The organism is Protaetiibacter mangrovi, from assembly GCF_024752305.1.
GTDB lineage: Bacteria > Actinomycetota > Actinomycetes > Actinomycetales > Microbacteriaceae > Homoserinibacter > Homoserinibacter mangrovi.
Genome location: NZ_JANTHX010000003.1, coordinates 136,157 through 153,521 on the forward strand (window position 1 = coordinate 136,157; position 17,365 = coordinate 153,521).

The following is a 17,365-nucleotide window of genomic DNA, read 5'->3' on the forward strand; positions in this document are numbered from 1 at the left end:
GCGCTCGGACTACCCGAGCGCGGTGAGCCAGGCGCGCTTCGCGGCCAGCTCGTCCTCCGCCTGTGCGATGCGCTTCTTGTCGCCCGCCTTCTGGGCGGCCGCGAGGTCGGCCTCGGCCTTCGCGATCGCCTGCTCGAGCTGCGCGGCGAATCCCTCCGACCGCGCCTGCTTCTCGGGGTCGGTGCGGTTCCAGTGGTCGTCCTCGAGCTTGCGCACCGCGGTCTCGATCTTGCGCATGCGGTCCTCGACGACGCGGATCTGATCCCGGGGCACCTTGCCGATCTCGTCCCAGCGGCGCTGGAGCTCCGTGAGCTTCGTGCGGGCCGCCGTACGATCCGTCGCCGAGAGGAGCGGCTCGGCCTCGTCGAGCAGTGCGAGCTTCTTCTCGAGGTTGGCGCCGAACTCCGCGCTCTCGACGGCATCGGCCTCGGCCTTCGCTCCGTACAGCACGTCGCCGGCCGCCTTGAAGCGCGCCCAGAGCGCGTCGTCGGCCTTCTTGCCGGCGCGACCCGCCGCCTTCCAGTCGTCGAGCAGTCGGCGGTAGTCGGGGATGCCCGCGGCGCCCTTGCCGGCCAGCGCCTCGGCCTTCTCGACGAGCTGCTGCTTGCGACCGCGCGCATCACGGTGCACCGTGTCCAGCTCGGCGAAGAACGCCTTGCGGGCCGTCTCGATGGTCGCCCGCGCGGTGCGGAACCGCTTCCAGAGCTCGTCGCCCTCCTTCTTCGGGATGCGGGGACCGGTGTGCTGCGCCGCCTGCCAGCGCGCGAAGAGCGCGTCGAGCTGGGCGGACACCTGCTTCCACTGCGCCTTCGACAGATCCTGGGCGGCGAGCGTCTCGGCCTCCGCGACGATCGACTCGCGCTCGACCACGGCGTCGGCGACGGCCTGCGCGGCCTCGGCGCTCTGCTTCTCGGTGGCCTCGCCGAGCGTCTCCTGCAGCTTCCCGAGACGCGCCGAGAGGCTCTCGAGATCGCCCACCGCGTGCGCCTCCGGGATGGTGGGCGCGAGCGCGGCGACCGCCTTCGCGACGTCCTGGGCGGGAGCACCGCCGCGCAGCCGCTGCTCGAGCAGCGTCACCTGACCGTCGAGTTCGGCGTACTTGCGCTCGAAGTAGGCGAGGGCCTCCTCGGCGCTCGCGCCCGGATACTGTCCGACGGCGCGTTCGCCGGAGGCCTCCCGCACGTACACCGTTCCGTCGTCGTCGACGCGACCCCAAGGGGCCGACTGCTCGTCGCTCACTGATCTCCCGCTTTCGCCTCGTCGGTCGGCTGCCTCTCGCCGACCCGTGTCAGCCTATTGCAGGGTGACGCTCGTGATGGTGGTCGGGACGGCGGGGGAGCCCGTGCCGTCGCTTCCGAGGGTCGCCTGGTCGACGCCCGCCGAGGTGATGTCCCGGATCAGCTGGTCGAGGCCGCTCGTGACCGTCCCCACGACGGTGTAGCCGCCCGCCGCATCCGAGGGAAGCGTGGTGTCGCCCGTGACGATGAAGAACTGGTGACCGTTGCTGTAGGCGTCGCCGCTCGCGCGGGCCATCGCGATCGTGCCGGCGGGGTAGATGTCGTCCGGCGGCGCGTTCTCGATCGGACCGTAGGAGAAGTCGGGGTCCCCGGCGCCGGTCCCGTCGAGGGATCCGCACTGCAGGAACGAGAAGGTGTCGGCGGTGGCGAGGCGATGGCAGGTCTTGCCGTCGTAGTAGCCGTCCTGGACATCCTGGATCCAGCCCGACACCGCCTGCGGGGCGGCGAGCCCGTCGAGCGAGATGCCGAGCGTGACGGTCTCGTTCAGCACGATCTCACCCGTCCAGGTGCGGCCCTCCGCGAGCGAGGAGTCGGGTGCGCCGACGTTCTGCCCCGCGTCGGCAGTCGCGGACGCCGAGGGCTCGGGGGTGGGAGCCCCCGGTCCCGCCGTGAAGTAGACGATCTGCGTGGTCACTGCGAGAGCCGCCACGATCACGCCGCCGACGATGCCGAGCACGTTGTCGCGCCGGCGTCGGCGCCCGCGGACCTCGTGCACCTCCTGCCGGGCCTGGTAGGCGCGCAGGCGCTCGCGCGCCTCACGCTGCTCACGCTGCTGCCGACTCGATGCCACCCGTGGTCCTCTCGACGTGCGGTCGCCGACGTGCGGCGACCCAGGTCGACTTTAGTGAGCGCGCGGAAGGGCTCAAAACCGACGCGGCGGTGCGCGAGGGTCCGCCGTCGGTCGCCGAGACGATCGGCGGTCGCAGGCGGCGCATAGCATGTGAGCGTGGCAGGCGCGGAGGGGCTCATGAGCGGGTCGACGCCCCTCGCCGTGCGGATGCGACCGCGCACCCTCGACGAGGTGGTCGGGCAGACGCACCTGCTGCGCCCCGGCTCTCCGCTCGTGAACCTCGCGCGCTCCTCCGACGGCGGCGGGGCATCCGTCTCGGTGATCCTGTGGGGTCCTCCCGGCACGGGCAAGACGACCCTCGCCCAGGCGATCGCGCGCAGCTCCGGTCGCTCCTTCGTGGAGCTGTCGGCGGTCACCGCCGGGGTGAAGGACGTGCGACAGGTGATGGACGAGGCGCGGACCACCCGCGACCTCTACGGCATCACGCCGGTGCTCTTCCTCGACGAGATCCACCGCTTCACGAAGGCGCAGCAGGACGCGCTGCTGCCCGGCGTCGAGAACGGCTGGGTGGTGCTGATCGCCGCGACCACCGAGAACCCGTCGTTCTCCGTCATCTCCCCGCTGCTGTCCCGTTCGCTCCTGCTCACCCTCCAGACCCTCTCGGACGACGACCTCGGCACCCTGGTCGAGCGCGCGGTCGCCGACCCGCGGGGCCTCGCCGGGGCCGTCGAGCTCGAACCGGAGGCGCGTGCCGCCATCGTGCGCCTGGCCTCGGGCGACGCGCGTCGCGCGCTCACCGCCCTCGAGGCGGCCGCGACGCTCGCGGCCCAGGATGCCGCCGACGGCGCCGTCGTCGTCTCGGCGGAGGTCGTGGCGGCCGCCGTCGATCGCGCGTTGCTGCGCTACGACCGCCAGGGCGACGAGCACTACGACGTCATCAGCGCGTTCATCAAGTCGGTGCGGGGCTCCGACGTCGACGCGGCGCTGCATTACCTGGCGCGCATGATCGAGGCGGGGGAGGACCCGCGGTTCATCGCGCGCCGCGTCATGATCCTCGCCGCCGAGGACATCGGCATGGCCGACCCGCAGGCGCTCACGCTCGCCGTATCGGCCGCGGAAGGCGTGGCGCTCATCGGCATGCCGGAGGGCCGCATCCTGCTCGCCGAGGCCGTCGTCTACCTGGCCACCGCGCCCAAGTCGAACGCCTCCTACCTCGCGCTCGACGCCGCCATCGCCGACGTGCGCGCGGGACGGATCGGGCGCGTTCCGATCCATCTCCGCGACGCGCACTATCCGGGCGCCACGCGTCTCGGTCACGGCAAGGGGTACCGCTACGCGCACGACGCCCCGTACGGCGTGGCCGAGCAGCAGTACCTGCCCGAGGAGCTCCGAGGCACCCGCTACTACGACCCGACCGGCAACGGCTACGAGCGCGAGCTCGGCCCGCGCCTCGCGCGCCTCCGTGCGCTGCTCGTTGGAGAGCCGATGCCCAAGCGGGAGCCCGCCGCGCGCGACGACGACGCGGCCGGCGCCGACGGCTGATCTGGTAGACTTTCCCGGTTCGCCTGTCGAACACATCCCCCCTCGAGTTCCGCCGGTCGCGTCGACGTGCGCCCGGATCGCGGACGGAGGGATGCACGTCTGTGAGCCGTGAGAGTCGCGGCCATGTGTTGGAAGGTCATCCATGCCCACCAAGTCCCAGGACCGCCGCAAGGTCCGTCTGTCCCGTGCTCTCGGCATCCCGCTGACGCCGAAGGCCGCCCGCTACCTCGAGAAGCGCCCCTACGCCCCGGGCGAGCACGGCCGCACCAAGCGCAAGGCCGACAGCGACTACGCCGTCCGCCTCCGCGAGAAGCAGCGTCTGCGCGAGCAGTACGGCATCCGCGAGAAGCAGCTGCGCATCGTCTTCAACGAGGCCCGCCGCACCCAGGGCCTCACCGGTGAGAACCTCGTCGAGCTGCTCGAGATGCGTCTGGACGCCCTCGTGCTGCGTGCCGGCTTCGCCCGCACCACCGCCCAGGCCCGTCAGTTCGTCGTGCACCGTCACATCCAGGTCGACGGTCAGATCGTCGACCGCCCGTCGTTCCGTGTGAAGCCGGGCCAGCTCATCCACGTCAAGGCCCGCTCCGAGGGCACCGAGCCGTTCCAGGTCGCCGCCGCCGGTGGCCACGTCGACGTGCTCCCCAAGACCCCGGGCTACCTCGAGGTCGAGCTCGACAAGCTGCAGGCGCGCCTCGTGCGTCGCCCGAAGCGCGCCGAGGTCCCCGTGACCTGCGACGTGCAGCTCGTGGTCGAGTACTACGCCGCTCGCTGAGCGAGCGACGTAGTACTCAGCGCCGCGGGTCACCGCGGCGCCGGAGAATACAGCTACGCAGCGCGCCGACAAGCACAGGAGGCCCCGGGGTTCGCCCCGGGGCTTTCGTCGCTCTGAACGCAACCCCCAAACGCGCATCCCCAAGACGGCATAGGCTAAGACAGTTGCGCGGCATCCGCCGCCGACGCCGCGAACGGGAAGTGAGGAACACGATGAAGGGTGCACTGCTTCTGATCGCCGGAGTCGCCATCGGCTTCGTGGTCGCGCACGAGGTGTCCAAGACGGATGCCGGCAAGAAGTTCTTCGACGACGTCGACAGCAAGGCGAAGGAGTTCGGCGACGCGGTCGTCACGGGTTACAAGGCCCGCGAGTCCGAGTTGCGCCAGGCCGTCGCCAACGCGCAGGACGCGATCGACGACCTCGCCAAGCGCGCCAAGTCCTGAACCCATCCCGCCATCGGGCCGGCGGCCCGCGGGCCGCTCCCGGTGGGACAGCCTTACGGAGTACCTGTGCAGACCGCTGAGATCCAACGTCGCTGGCTGAGCTTCTTCGGCGACCGCGGACATACCGTGGTGCCGTCGGCATCGCTCGTCACCGACGACCCGGCGCTGCTGTTCACCGTCGCCGGGATGGTGCCGTTCATCCCGTACTTCACGGGCGTCGTGCCCGCGCCGTTCCCGCGCGCCACGAGCGTGCAGAAGTGCATCCGCACCCTCGACATCGAGGAGGTGGGCAAGACCACCCGCCACGGCACGTTCTTCCAGATGAACGGCAACTTCAGCTTCGGCGACTACTTCAAGGAGCAGGCGATCGCCTACGCCTGGGAGCTGCTGACGAGCCCGGAGTCGGATGGCGGGCTGGGCTTCGCGGAGCGCGATCTGTGGGTCACGGTCTACGAGGACGACGACGAGGCGCTCGGGTACTGGAAGGCGATCGGGGTGCCCGAGTCGCGCATCCAGCGCTTCGGCAAGGAGGACAACTACTGGTCGACCGGCCAGCCGGGGCCTGCGGGTCCGTGCTCCGAGATCTACTTCGACCGCGGCCCGGCGTACGGCCCGGAGGGCGGCCCCGCCGCCGACGACAGCCGCTACCTCGAGATCTGGAACCTCGTGTTCATGCAGTACCTGATCACGAACGTGCGCTCGAAGGTCGACTTCGACATCGTCGGCGAGCTGCCGCGCAAGAACATCGACACCGGCATGGGCATGGAGCGCGTCGCGTTCCTCAAGCAGGGCGTCGACAACATGTACGAGATCGACCAGGTGCGTCCGGTGCTCGACGTGGCGGCGGAGCTCTCGGGGCGCCGGTACGGCGCCGACCACGACGACGACGTGCGGATGCGCGTCATCGCCGACCACGTGCGCTCGAGCCTCATGCTCATGACCGACGGCGTGGCGCCGTCGAACGAGGGGCGCGGCTACATCCTGCGCCGGTTGATGCGCCGTGTCGTCCGCGCGATGCGCCTGCTCGGGGTGGACGCCCCGAGCTTCGCGGAGCTCTTCGACGCGTCCCGGCTCGCGATGCGCGACGCCTACCCGGATGTCGAGGAGGAGTACCACCGCACCTCGCGCCTCGCGCTCGGCGAGGAGGAGATCTTCCTGCGCACCCTGTCGTCGGGCACGACGATCCTCGACGTGGCGCTCGACGACACGAAGAAGGCCGGCGACTCGTCGCTCTCGGGCGACACCGCGTTCCTGCTGCACGACACCTTCGGCTTCCCGATCGACCTCACCCTCGAGATCGCCGAGGAGGCGGGGCTGTCGGTCGACCGCGGGGCGTTCGACCGCTTGATGACCGAGCAGCGCTCGCGCGCGAAGGCGGACGCGAAGGCCAAGAAGGCCGGCCTCGCCGACCTCTCCGTGTACTCGGACTTCCGCGCCCAGGGCGAGACGGTCTTCACGGGTTACGACTACCTGCAGACCGACTCGAAGGTGCTCGGGCTCATCGTCGACGGCTCGCCCGTGACCTCGGCGCGCGCAGGCCAGACGGTCGAGGTGATCCTCGCCGAGACCGCGCTCTACGCGGAGTCCGGTGGCCAGGCGGCCGACAAGGGCGCGATCGTCGGCGACGGCTTCGACCTCGAGGTGCTCGACGTGCAGCGTCCCGTGAAGGGGCTCGTGAGCCACACCGCGCGGGTGCGGTCCGGCGAGATCGGCGTCGGGGATGCGGCCACGAGCGTCGTCGACCGGGAGAACCGTCACTCGGCGGCCCAGGCGCACTCGGCGACGCACCTCATCCACGCGGCCCTGCGGCAGACCCTCGGCCAGGAGGCGCACCAGGCCGGCTCGTTCAACAAGGCGGGCTACATGCGGCTCGACTTCTCCTGGAATCAGGCCCTCAGCACCGACACCCGCGCCGAGATCGAGGAGATCGCCAACAACGCGGTGCGCGACAACCTCGAGGTCGTGACGCGCATCCTGCCGCTCGACGAGGCGCGCAAGGCAGGGGCTATGGCCCTGTTCGGCGAGAAGTACGGCGACACGGTGCGGATGGTCGACATCGGCGGACCGTGGTCGCGTGAGCTGTGCGCGGGAACCCATGTGCGCAGTTCGGCGGAGGTCGGCCTGGTGAACCTGGTCTCGGAGTCGAGCGTCGGCTCGGCGAACCGGCGCGTGGAGGCGCTCGTCGGCCTCGACGCGTTCCGCGACCTCGCCGCCGAGCGCGCGATCGTCAACCAGCTCACCGCGAGCCTGAAGACGCCGCGCGAGCAGCTGCCCGGTCGCATCACCGACCTGGTCGCCCAGCTGAAGGCCGCGGAAAAGAAGATCGCCGCGTTCGAGGCGAGCCGGCTCGCCGGGCGCGTCCCGGAGCTGGCGGCGAAGACCTCGCGCGTCGGCCCGGTGCTCGCCGTCATCGAGGACCTGGGCGAGCTGCAGTCCGTCGACGAGCTCCGCAGCCTCGTGACCTCGGTGCGGGAACGGCTGCAATCCGAGGCGGCGGTCGTGGTCCTCGCGGCGCGCGTGGCCGACAAGCCCTCGGTGATCGTCGCGACGACGGCCGCGGCCCGGGAGGCCGGGGTCACGGCCGGTCCGCTCGCCAAGCAGGCGGCCGCGACCCTCGGCGGCGGCGGCGGCGGCAAGGACGACATGGCGCAGGGCGGCGGCACCGACGCGGCCGCGCTCCCGGCCGCGCTCTCCGCGGTGCGCGGGGCGCTCGGCGGCTGATGCGGCGCGGGGTCCGGATCGGCGTCGACGTCGGCAAGGCCCGCGTCGGCGTCGCCCGCTGCGATCCGGACGGCCTGCTGGCGACGCCGATCGAGACCCTGCCGCGCGACGAGCGGACCGTGGCGGGGGTGCTCGCCCACGCGGCCGAGCTCGCCGCAGTCGAGTTGGTGGTGGGGCTGCCGCTCTCGCTGAGCGGCGCGGACACCCCGTCCACCACCGACGCGCGCGAGCTCGCCGCCGAGCTCGCCGCCGCATCCGAGCTGCCCGTGCGCCTGGTCGACGAGCGGCTCAGCACCGTGACGGCTCACAGGCAACTCCAGGCCGGCGGTCGGCGCGCGAAGGGCTCGCGCTCCGTCGTCGACCAGGTCGCCGCTGTTATCATCCTGCAGAACGCCCTCGACTCCGAGCGGATGTCGGACCGTCCCCCCGGGTCCGTCGTCCCCCGCACGAAAGACCATGACATTGGCCTCTGAACCGAGCTGGGACGACATCTTCGGCCCGGGTACCGCGCCGACGACGACGCAGGAAACCGCCTCCGACGCGGAGGGTCCGGCTGCGCCGGCCTCGCGCCGTGCCGCGCGGGAGAGCACGGGCGGCCGTCGTCGCCGTCGCGGCCGCGGGCCGTGGGGTTGGATCATCGCGGTCGTCGTGATCCTCGGGCTGGTGACGGCGGGCGGCGTGTACGTCTGGAGCAACTACAGCGAGAAGATCCAGGACCTCCTCGGGATCGCGCCGCCGATCGACTACGAGGGCGCGGGCAACGGCGAGGAGGTGACGATCGTGATCGAGTCGGGTGACATCGGCTCCGATGTCGCCACGAAGCTCGAGCAGGCCGGGGTCACGATGACTTTCGACGCCGTGTACCAGCTGCTCCTCGCCGACGACAGCATCACCTTCGAGCCCGGCAACTACCGCCTGCAGAAGGAGATGAGCGCCGCCTCGGCGATCGCGGCGCTCCAGGATCCCGCGAACAAGATCGTGAACCAGGTGACGATCCCGGAGGGCGTGAGCGCCGAGAGCGCGCTCGAGCTCGTCGCCTCGGCGACGGGACTGGCGATCGCGGACCTGCAGGCGGAGGCCGCCGATTTCACGCAGTTCGGCATCCCCGCGAACGCACCGAACATCGAGGGTTGGCTGTTCCCGGCGACCTACACTTTCGATCCGGGTGTCACGCCCCATGACGCGATCAAGACGCTCGTCGACACGATGATCCAGAAGCTCGACGAGGCCGGCGTGCCCGCGGAGAGCCGTTTCACGGTGCTCACCCTCGCGTCGATCGTGCAGCGAGAGTCGGGCCCGAACGTCGCCGACATGGCGAAGATCGCGCGCGTGTTCCAGAACCGCCTCGACCGCGGGATGAACCTGCAGTCGGATGCGACGGTCGCCTACGGGACGGGCAACACCCACACCGTGTGGACGACGAAGGAGGAACGGGCCGACGCCTCGAACCTCTACAACACCTACGCGAACCCGGGCCTCCCGGTCGGACCGATCGGGCTCCCGGGTGCGGACGCCATCGATGCGGCGCTGCACCCGGCGGACGGTTCGTGGCTCTACTTCGTGCCGATCAACCTCAAGACCGGTGAGACAGTGTTCTCGAATACCCTCGCCGAGCACGACAAGGCCGCTCAGCAGCTCTACGACTGGTGCAACGCAAGCGACGAGAACGCCGCCTACTGTGGCTGACCCGGTGCGGCTCGCCGTCCTGGGATCGCCCATCGCGCACTCGCGGTCGCCGCAACTGCACCTCGCCGCCTACCGGGTGCTCGGGCTCGAGTGGTCGTATGACCGCGTCGACGTCGACGACGCCGGACTCGCCGGGTTCCTGGCGGGGCTCGGCCCCGAATGGCGCGGCCTGTCGCTGACGATGCCGTTGAAGCGCCGGGTCGCCGAACTGGTCCCCGACGTCGACGAGGTCGCCCGTCGCACCCGGCAGGGCAACACCATCCTGCTGGAGGCGGGTGCGCCGGTGCGCGCCTTCAACACCGATGTGCACGGCATCGTCCAGGCGTTCGCGGATGCCGGGCTCGCGGCCGCGACACGCGGCACCGTGCTCGGCGGGGGATCGACGGCCGAGAGCGCCGCCGTCGCTCTGCGCCGGCTGGGCGCCGAGGTGACCGTCGCGGTGCGGGACGTCGCCAAGGTGCTCGCCTCGGGGACATTCGACGACTGCCGCGTCGTGTCGCTCGGCCACGAGGCGGATGCCGTGCTCGCCGAGAGCGACGCCGTGGTCAGCACGATTCCGCCGCACGCCGAGTTCCCGGTCGAGGTGCCGGCGCTGCATCCCGCGCAGACGCTGCTCGACGTGGCCTACGCCCCGTGGCCGACCCCGCTCGCCGGCGCCTGGCACGCGGCCGGCGGCCGCGTCGTGCACGGGCTCGAGATGCTGCTGCACCAGGCGGTGCACCAGGTGCGGATCTTCGTGTCCGGCGACCCGTCGTCGCCGCTCCCCGACGAGGACGCCGTCATCCGGGCCATGCGCGCCGCTGTGGAATGATCGGAACCATGCTGCGTTGGTTGACGGCCGGTGAGTCGCACGGACCCGAACTGGTGGCCATCCTCGAGGGGATGCCCGCCGACGTGCCGATCCTCCCGGAGCAGATCCAGGCCGATCTGCAACGTCGCAAGCTCGGCTACGGCCGCGGCGCGCGCATGAAGTTCGAGCAGGACGAGCTGACCATCTCGGGCGGCATCCGCTTCGGACGCACGATCGGCAGCCCCGTCGCGCTCCGCATCGGCAACACCGAATGGCCCCGGTGGGTCGACGTCATGTCGGCCACGCCCGTCGACCCCGAGACGCTGCCCAAGGGCCGCGGCGCCGCGCTCACGCGACCGCGTCCGGGCCACGCCGACCTGGTCGGTATGCAGAAGTACGACTTCCCGGAGGCGCGCAACGTGCTCGAGCGGGCGAGCGCGCGCGAGACGGCCGCGCGGGTCGCGCTCGGCGCCGTGGCGCGGGCGTTCCTCGGCGAGCTCGGCATCCGCCTGGTCGCGCACACCCTCTCCATCGAGACGGTGCGGGTGCCCGACGGCGCACCGCTTCCGACCCCCGACGACGTCGACGCGCTCGACGCCGACCCGTTGCGCTGCTTCGACGCGGCCACCTCGGAGGCGATGGTCGCGCGGATCGATCGCGCCCACGACGAGGGAGACACCCTGGGCGGCGTCGTCGAGGTGCTCGCCTACGGCGTGCCCCCGGGGCTCGGGAGCTACGTGCACTGGGACCGCCGGCTCGACGCGCAGCTCGCGGCGGCCCTCATGGGCATCCAGGCCATCAAGGGGGTCGAGGTCGGCGACGGCTTCGAGACCACCCGTCGACCCGGTTCCGCCGCGCACGACGAGATGGTCTTCCAGGACGGCCTCATCCACCGCGAGTCGGACAAGGCGGGCGGAACCGAGGGCGGCATGTCGACCGGCACCGTGCTGCGGGTCCGCGCCGGCATGAAGCCGATCGCGACGGTGCCGCACGCGCTGCGCACCGTCGACGTCGCCACGGGGGAGGCGGCGGCGGCGCACCACCAGCGCTCCGATGTCTGCGCCGTACCGGCCGCCGGGGTGGTCGCCGAGGCGATGGTCGCCCTCGTGCTCGCGAACGCCGTGCTCGAGAAGTTCGGCGGCGACTCGGTGGGGGAGACGCGGCGCAACCTCGAGGCCTACCTCGCGGCCGTCCCGGATGCGCTGCGCACCGGCACGACGACGGCATGAGCGGCCCGCTCGCCGTCCTGATCGGCCCCATGGGCGCCGGGAAGACCCGCGTGGGCAAGCGGGTCGCGCGCGCCCTCGGCGCGCCGTTCACCGACACCGACAAGGTGATCGTCGCCGCACACGGTCCGATCGCCGAGATCTTCGACACCCACGGGGAGCCGCACTTCCGCGCGCTCGAGCGCGACGTCGTCGCAGAGGCGCTCCACGGCACGGGCGTCGTCTCGCTCGGCGGTGGTGCCGTGCTCGACGCCGCCAGCCGCCGCGCTCTCGCGGGGTTGCCGGTCGTCTACCTGCACGTCAGCGCGGAGGCCGTCGCCTCCCGCCTCGGCGACGGCAAGCGCCCGCTGGTGCGGGGCGGGGTCGGCGACTGGGAGCGCATCTACGATGCGCGGCGTCCGATCTACGAGGAACTCGCCGCGGTGACCTTCGACACCTCGCGCCTGCCGTACGACCGCATCGCCCAGGACGTGGTCACCTGGATCCAACGGAACGGACTCGAGAACCGATGAGCGACACGACGGTCATCCCGGTGCACGGCACCGACGGCATGAGGGACTACGAGGTGCTCGTCGGACGCGGCATCCTCGACGCCGTGGCCGACCGCCTCCCCCCGCGCGCCGAGAAGGTGCTCATCGTGCACGCGCCCCCGCTGGCCGAGCGCGCCGAGCGGTTGCGCGAGCAGCTCTCCGAGCGCTACCAGGTGCTGCTCGCCGAGATCCCGGATGCCGAGGGCGCCAAGCGCGTCGAGGTCGCCGCGTTCTGCTGGCAGATCCTCGGCCAGACCGACTTCACACGCAGCGACGCCATCATCGGGCTGGGCGGGGGCGCCACGACCGACCTCGCCGGCTTCGTCGCGGCGACCTGGCTGCGCGGTGTGGCCGTGGTGCAGATCCCCACCACCGTGCTCGGCATGGTCGACGCGGCCGTCGGCGGCAAGACCGGCATCAACACCGCCGAGGGCAAGAACCTGGTCGGCGCGTTCTGGGCGCCCCGCGCCGTCGTCTGCGACCTGGAGCTGCTCGAGGGGCTCTCGCGCAACGAGATCCTGGCGGGTTACGCCGAGGTCGTGAAGGCCGGTTTCATCGCCGAGCCCGGGATCCTGGAGCTCGTCGAGGCGGACGCGCAGCGCGCCACGGACCCGACGACCCCCGAGTTCCGGCGCGCGGTGGAGCTGGCGATCGCGATGAAGGCACGGGTCGTGGGGGAGGACTTCACCGAGCAGGGCCTGCGCGAGATCCTCAACTACGGCCACACGCTCGGCCACGCGATCGAGCACGCCGAGCGCTACCAGTGGCGGCACGGGGCCGCCATCGCGATCGGCATGATGTTCGCCGCCGAGCTGTCCCGCCTGACTCGGCACCTCTCGGACGACGCCGTCGACCGGCACCGCCGCATCCTGGACTCGCTCGACCTCCCCACCAGCTATCCGGCAGGCCGCTGGCCGACGCTGCTCGCCTCGATGCGGCGCGACAAGAAGGCCCGCGGTGCGCTCATGCGCTTCATCGTGCTCGACGACATCGCTCGCCCGACCGTGCTGCAGGGGCCGGACGAGTCGCTGCTGTTCTCCGCGTATCAGGAGATCGCGAGCTGATCGCCGCCGCTCGATAGGCTCGGGGCATGTCGCGCGTGATGGTGCTCAACGGACCGAATCTGGGCAGGCTCGGGAGCCGCGAACCGGACGTCTACGGCGACCAGGACCTCTCGGCCCTGCGCGTGCTGCTGTCCGAGGAGGCCGGCGAGGGCGTCGAGATCGACCTCCGGCAGACGGACGACGAGGCGGAGCTCGTGCACTGGCTGCACGAGGCGGTCGACGCGGAGGCGCCCGTCATCCTCAACCCCGCAGCCTTCACCCACTACAGCTATGCGCTCCGCGACGCCGCCGCGCTCGTCACGAAAGCCGGCCTGCCCCTCGTCGAGGTGCACATCTCGAACCCCCACGCCCGCGAGGCGTTCCGCCACACGAGCGTCGTCTCGGGTGTCGCCACGGGGGTGATCGCCGGTCTCGGGTTCGACTCCTACCTGCTCGCACTGGAGGCCGTGCGCCGCCGCCTCTCCGCGGGCTGAACGGAGCCGGAGGCGCCTAGCCGAAGGCCTGGCTACACTCGTACGGGCGCATCCGCCCGCATCTCCCCACCGAAACGGAACATCGAAGCAGCATGGCCACGACGAACGACATCAAGAACGGCTCCGTCCTCAACATCGACGGACAGCTCTGGAACGTGGTGGAGTTCCAGCACGTGAAGCCCGGCAAGGGCGGCGCGTTCGTGCGCACCAAGCTCAAGAACGTGATGAGCGGCAAGGTCGTCGACCGCACCTTCAACGCCGGCACGAAGATCGACTTCGCGACGGTCGACCGCCGGGACTTCCAGTACCTGTATCGCGACGGCGACGGCTTCGTGTTCATGGACACCACGGACTACGACCAGATCACCATCCCGGCGGCCTCCGTCGGCGACGCAGCCAACTTCATGCTCGAGAACCAGGAGGTGCAGATCGCGCTCCACGAGGGCGAGGCGCTCTACGTCGAGCTGCCCACCTCGGTCGTGCTCGAGGTCACCTACACCGAGCCCGGGCTGCAGGGCGACCGCTCGAGCGCCGGCACCAAGCCCGCGACCCTGGAGACCGGCTACGAGATCCAGGTTCCGCTCTTCCTCGAGACGGGCACGAAGGTCAAGGTCGACACCCGCTCGGGTGACTACCTCGGCCGCGTCTGACGGTGAGCGCCCGTACCAAGGCCCGCAAGCGGGCCGTCGACGTCCTCTACGGCGCCGACCTGCGCGAGCGGCCGCTCGCGGACGCCCTCGTCGAGGAGCAGAGGCGTGCCGACGGCGAGCCCGCGCGGCAGGCGTCGTGGAGCTACGCGCGCGAGATCGTGGAGGGCGTCGACGCGCACCTCGACGAGCTCGACGTGGCGATCTCCGCGCACGCGCACGGCTGGACGCTGGATCGGATGCCGGTGCTCGACCGCGCCATCATCCGCGCGGCGGCCTGGGAGATCCTCTTCAACGACGAGGTCCCCGACGGCGTGGCCATCTCGGAGGCGGTGCAGCTCGCGGGCGAGCTGAGCACCGACGACTCCGGCGGCTTCGTCAACGGCGTGCTCTCCGCCATCGCGCGCGACCGCTGACGCGCACGTGACGCCGGATGGCGTCATGTTTCACTTCGTGACGGCCCGTTTTGCGAGCGTCGCGGGCCGTTCCCTACGGTCGAGCGCGTGACCCTCGTCGACGTCTCCGCCGCGCCCGCACTGCCCGTGCGGATCTCCGGCGTGCAGCGGCGCTTCCCGGCGCCCGACGGCGGCGAGCGGGTCGTGCTGCGCGACATCGACCTCGACATCCGCCCCGGCGAGATCGTCGCCCTGCTCGGGCCGTCGGGGTGCGGCAAGTCGACGCTGCTGCGCCTGGTCTCGGGCCTCGACCGCGCCGACGGCGGCGAGGTGACGATCGGCGGCACCCCCGTCGCCCCGGTCGACCAACGGTCCGCGGTCGCCTTCCAGGAGCCGCGACTGCTGCCCTGGCGCTCGATCGAGCGCAACGTCGAGCTCGGGCTCCCCCGGGGGACCGCGCGGCAGGCGGGGCGCGCGCGCGTCGGCGAGCTCCTGCGGCTCGTGCAGCTCGGCCACGCCACCGGCCTCCGTCCGCGGCAGATCTCCGGCGGCATGGCGCAGCGCGCATCCCTCGCACGCGCTCTCGCGCGCAACCCCGGCGTGCTGCTGCTCGACGAGCCGTTCGGCGCTCTCGACGCCCTCACCCGGCTCACGATGCAGGACCTGCTGCTCGAGGTGCACGCGGCCGAGCCGGCGACGATCATCCTCGTCACCCACGATGTCGACGAGGCGCTCCAGCTCGCCGACCGGATCGTGCTGCTCGGCGGCGAGCCCGGCATCCCGGGCGCGACGATCCGCCGCGTGCTCGAGGTCGGCAAGAAGCGCCCGCGCGACCGCGGCGACGCGCAGCTCGCCATCCTCCGCACCGAGCTGCTCTCCCTGCTCGGCGTCGAGACGCACCACCCCGAGGACTACATCACCAAGGCGATCAAGGCCCAGCGTGCCAAGCGGCTCGCCGAGCCCGCCGGCCCCGACGCCTGATCGCACCCCCGTATCCGCACCACCCGCACAGCAAGGACATCCACAGCATGAAGAAGACCATCCTGGCCGCCGCCGCCGCGGTCGTCGCGGCCACGCTCGCCCTCAGCGGCTGCGCCGGCGAGAACGCGACCCCCGCCCCCGACGGCGACGCCGACACCGGCTGGAGCACGTCGACGCTCAACATCGACTTCGCGACCTACAACCCGCTGAGCCTCATCATCAAGGACCAGGGCTGGCTCGAGTCGACGCTGGACGGCGTGACGGTGAACTGGACCCAGTCGCTCGGCTCGAACAAGGCGAACGAGGGCCTGCGCGCCGGCGCCCTCGACGTCGGCTCGACGGCCGGATCCGCCGCGCTGCTCGCGCGCGCCAACGGCTCGCCCATCCGGACCATCGACATCTACACGCAGCCCGAGTGGTCGGCTCTCGCCACCCTCCCAGGCAGCGGCATCTCCTCGGTCGCCGACCTCACGGGCAAGACGGTCGCCGTCACCGTCGGCACCGACCCGTACTTCTTCCTGCTGCAGGCGCTGGATGAGGCGGGCGTCGACGTGAAGGACGTCAACATCCAGAACCTCCAGCACGCCGACGGCGGCACGGCGCTCGTCAACGGATCGGTCGACGCCTGGTCGGGACTCGACCCGATGATGGCCGCCCACGAGATCAACGACGGCATCGAGCTGTTCTACCGGAACGTCGACTTCAACACCTACGGCTTCCTCAACGCGACCGAGGACTTCGTCACGAACCACGCCGACGTCGCGCAGGTCGTCGTCGACGCCTACGAGAAGGCCCGCGCCTGGGCGCTCGAGAACCCGGACGAGACGGCTGCGCTGCTCGCGGAGGCCGCCGGCATCGACCAGGCGGTCGCCGACAAGGTGCTGCTCGAGCGCACCACGATCGACCTCGACCCGGTGCCGGGTGACGCGCAGCTCAAGGTGCTGAAGGTCGTCGCGCCGATCCAGGTGGCCAACGGCGACATCCCGTCGCAGGACGCCGCCGATCAGGCGCTCGATTCGCTCTTCTACCCGGACTTCGCGAAGAAGGCCGACGCGAGCAAGGTCAGCTGACACGATGGCGGCCTCTCCCGAGTACTTGACGGGTGACAGCGTGGTCCGCGGCGGTGCCGCGGGTCCCACGCCGGACCCGCACGTCACGGGGGAGGCCGCCGCGCTCGTCGCCGTGAGCGCCTACGGCTCGAGTGCGGTCGAGCGCCGCCGTCGGGGCGGCACCCCGTGGCGCTGGGTGCTCGGCGCCATCCTGCCCGCCGTGCTGCTCGCCCTCTGGTGGGCGGCGTCGCACCTCGGATGGGTGCCCGTCTTCAAACTCCCGACGCCGGAGTCCGTCGTGCTCGCGGCGGTCGACCTGGCGCAGCGCGGTGTGCTCTGGGAGTACATCGGCATCTCGACGCAGCGGGTGCTGCTCGGCTTCCTGATCGGCTCGGTGGTCGGGCTCGCCCTCGGCTCGCTCGTCGGACTGTCGCGACTGGCCGACTCGTTCCTGTCCCCGACGATCGGCGCGGCGCGCGCGGTGCCGTCGCTCGCCTGGGTGCCGCTCCTCGTGCTCTACCTGGGCTTCGGCGAGGACTCGAAGGTGACCCTCGTCGCGATCGGCGCGGTGTTCCCGGTCTACACGACGGTCGCGGGTGCGCTGCGCCACGTCGACCCGCACCTGGTCGAGCTGGGTCGCGCCTACGGATTCCACGGACTGCGGCTGCTGTCCGCCGTGCAGCTGCCCGCCGTGATCCCCGCGATCGTGTCCGGCCTCCGACTCGCGCTCGCCCAGGCGTGGCTGTTCCTGGTGGCGGCGGAGCTGCTCGGCTCCACGATGGGCCTCGGCTTCCTGCTGATCGAGTCCCAGAACAACGGACGCATCGACCGGCTGTTCCTCGCGATCATCGTGCTCGCCGTGCTCGGCAAGATCACCGACACCCTCGTAGGGCTGCTCGAGCGCCAGCTGCTCAAGCGCTGGGGCTGATCCCCGGCCTTCTCCTCGGACCCGCTACAC

At 71.5% G+C, this 17,365-nt stretch carries 18 protein-coding genes; 16 read left to right on the plus strand and 2 right to left on the minus strand.

Annotated features, from left to right (window positions below; all coding sequences use genetic code 11):
* Window positions 1-9: 9 nt before the first annotated feature.
* Together NUH29_RS01275 and NUH29_RS01280 are read right to left on the minus strand one after the other, a co-directional pair.
* Window positions 10-1,239 carry a DUF349 domain-containing protein gene (locus NUH29_RS01275; protein ID WP_258797051.1) on the minus strand — a complete coding sequence of 410 codons (1,230 nt, stop codon included), beginning with the start codon at window positions 1,237-1,239 and terminating at the stop codon, window positions 10-12.
* A 54-nt stretch (window positions 1,240-1,293) separates the two neighbouring features.
* A complete protein-coding gene (locus NUH29_RS01280) occupies window positions 1,294-2,088 on the minus strand; it encodes a peptidylprolyl isomerase (protein ID WP_258797052.1) in 795 nt (264 codons plus the stop codon).
* Between the two features lie 177 nt (window positions 2,089-2,265).
* Here NUH29_RS01280 and NUH29_RS01285 point away from each other — a divergent pair, with 177 nt between their 5' ends.
* The 16 genes from NUH29_RS01285 to NUH29_RS01360 all read left to right on the plus strand — a co-directional run bounded on the left by NUH29_RS01285 (window position 2,266) and on the right by NUH29_RS01360 (window position 17,335).
* A complete protein-coding gene (locus tag NUH29_RS01285) occupies window positions 2,266-3,630 on the plus strand; it encodes a replication-associated recombination protein A (protein WP_258797258.1) in 1,365 nt (454 codons plus the stop codon).
* A 142-nt stretch (window positions 3,631-3,772) separates the two neighbouring features.
* Entirely contained in the window at window positions 3,773-4,402 is a 630-nt protein-coding gene (gene rpsD, locus NUH29_RS01290) for a 30S ribosomal protein S4 (protein WP_258797053.1), read from the plus strand.
* Between the two features lie 212 nt (window positions 4,403-4,614).
* Window positions 4,615-4,845: a hypothetical protein gene (locus NUH29_RS01295; RefSeq protein WP_258797054.1), complete on the plus strand. Its 231-nt coding sequence runs from the start codon at window positions 4,615-4,617 to the stop codon at window positions 4,843-4,845.
* Window positions 4,846-4,911: 66 nt separating this feature from the next.
* Window positions 4,912-7,566 (plus strand): alanine--tRNA ligase, encoded by a 2,655-nt coding sequence (gene alaS, locus NUH29_RS01300; RefSeq protein WP_258797055.1) that lies wholly within the window; start codon window positions 4,912-4,914, stop codon window positions 7,564-7,566.
* Window positions 7,566-8,039, plus strand: coding sequence for a Holliday junction resolvase RuvX (gene ruvX / locus NUH29_RS01305; RefSeq protein WP_258797056.1), 474 nt, complete (start codon window positions 7,566-7,568; stop codon window positions 8,037-8,039). The genes alaS and ruvX overlap by 1 nt, the downstream gene beginning before the upstream one ends.
* A complete protein-coding gene (gene mltG / locus NUH29_RS01310; protein ID WP_258797057.1) occupies window positions 8,023-9,252 on the plus strand; it encodes an endolytic transglycosylase MltG in 1,230 nt (409 codons plus the stop codon). The genes ruvX and mltG overlap by 17 nt, the downstream gene beginning before the upstream one ends.
* A 4-nt stretch (window positions 9,253-9,256) precedes the next feature.
* On the plus strand, window positions 9,257-10,063 hold the full coding sequence (locus NUH29_RS01315; protein ID WP_258797058.1) for a shikimate dehydrogenase: 807 nt from the start codon (window positions 9,257-9,259) through the stop codon (window positions 10,061-10,063).
* Window positions 10,064-10,071: 8 nt separating this feature from the next.
* Window positions 10,072-11,271 carry a chorismate synthase gene (gene aroC / locus NUH29_RS01320; RefSeq protein ID WP_258797059.1) on the plus strand — a complete coding sequence of 400 codons (1,200 nt, stop codon included), beginning with the start codon at window positions 10,072-10,074 and terminating at the stop codon, window positions 11,269-11,271.
* Window positions 11,268-11,780, plus strand: coding sequence for a shikimate kinase (locus tag NUH29_RS01325; RefSeq protein WP_258797060.1), 513 nt, complete (start codon window positions 11,268-11,270; stop codon window positions 11,778-11,780). The genes aroC and NUH29_RS01325 overlap by 4 nt, the downstream gene beginning before the upstream one ends.
* Window positions 11,777-12,862: a 3-dehydroquinate synthase gene (gene aroB / locus NUH29_RS01330; RefSeq protein WP_258797061.1), complete on the plus strand. Its 1,086-nt coding sequence runs from the start codon at window positions 11,777-11,779 to the stop codon at window positions 12,860-12,862. The genes NUH29_RS01325 and aroB overlap by 4 nt, the downstream gene beginning before the upstream one ends.
* Before the next feature lie 26 nt (window positions 12,863-12,888).
* Entirely contained in the window at window positions 12,889-13,335 is a 447-nt protein-coding gene (locus tag NUH29_RS01335) for a type II 3-dehydroquinate dehydratase (RefSeq protein ID WP_258797062.1), read from the plus strand.
* A gap of 92 nt (window positions 13,336-13,427) precedes the next feature.
* The gene (gene efp, locus NUH29_RS01340) at window positions 13,428-13,985 is read left to right on the plus strand and encodes an elongation factor P (protein ID WP_258797063.1); all 558 of its coding nucleotides are present in this window, start codon (window positions 13,428-13,430) and stop codon (window positions 13,983-13,985) included.
* Window positions 13,986-13,987: 2 nt separating this feature from the next.
* Entirely contained in the window at window positions 13,988-14,398 is a 411-nt protein-coding gene (nusB, locus tag NUH29_RS01345; protein ID WP_258797064.1) for a transcription antitermination factor NusB, read from the plus strand.
* Window positions 14,399-14,485: 87 nt separating this feature from the next.
* Window positions 14,486-15,358 carry an ABC transporter ATP-binding protein gene (locus tag NUH29_RS01350; RefSeq protein WP_258797065.1) on the plus strand — a complete coding sequence of 291 codons (873 nt, stop codon included), beginning with the start codon at window positions 14,486-14,488 and terminating at the stop codon, window positions 15,356-15,358.
* 47 nt (window positions 15,359-15,405) lie between these two features.
* Complete coding sequence (locus NUH29_RS01355) at window positions 15,406-16,428, plus strand: aliphatic sulfonate ABC transporter substrate-binding protein (RefSeq protein ID WP_258797066.1); 1,023 nt, start codon at window positions 15,406-15,408, stop codon at window positions 16,426-16,428.
* A gap of 4 nt (window positions 16,429-16,432) precedes the next feature.
* Complete coding sequence (locus NUH29_RS01360) at window positions 16,433-17,335, plus strand: ABC transporter permease (protein ID WP_258797067.1); 903 nt, start codon at window positions 16,433-16,435, stop codon at window positions 17,333-17,335.
* Window positions 17,336-17,365 lie beyond the last annotated feature (30 nt).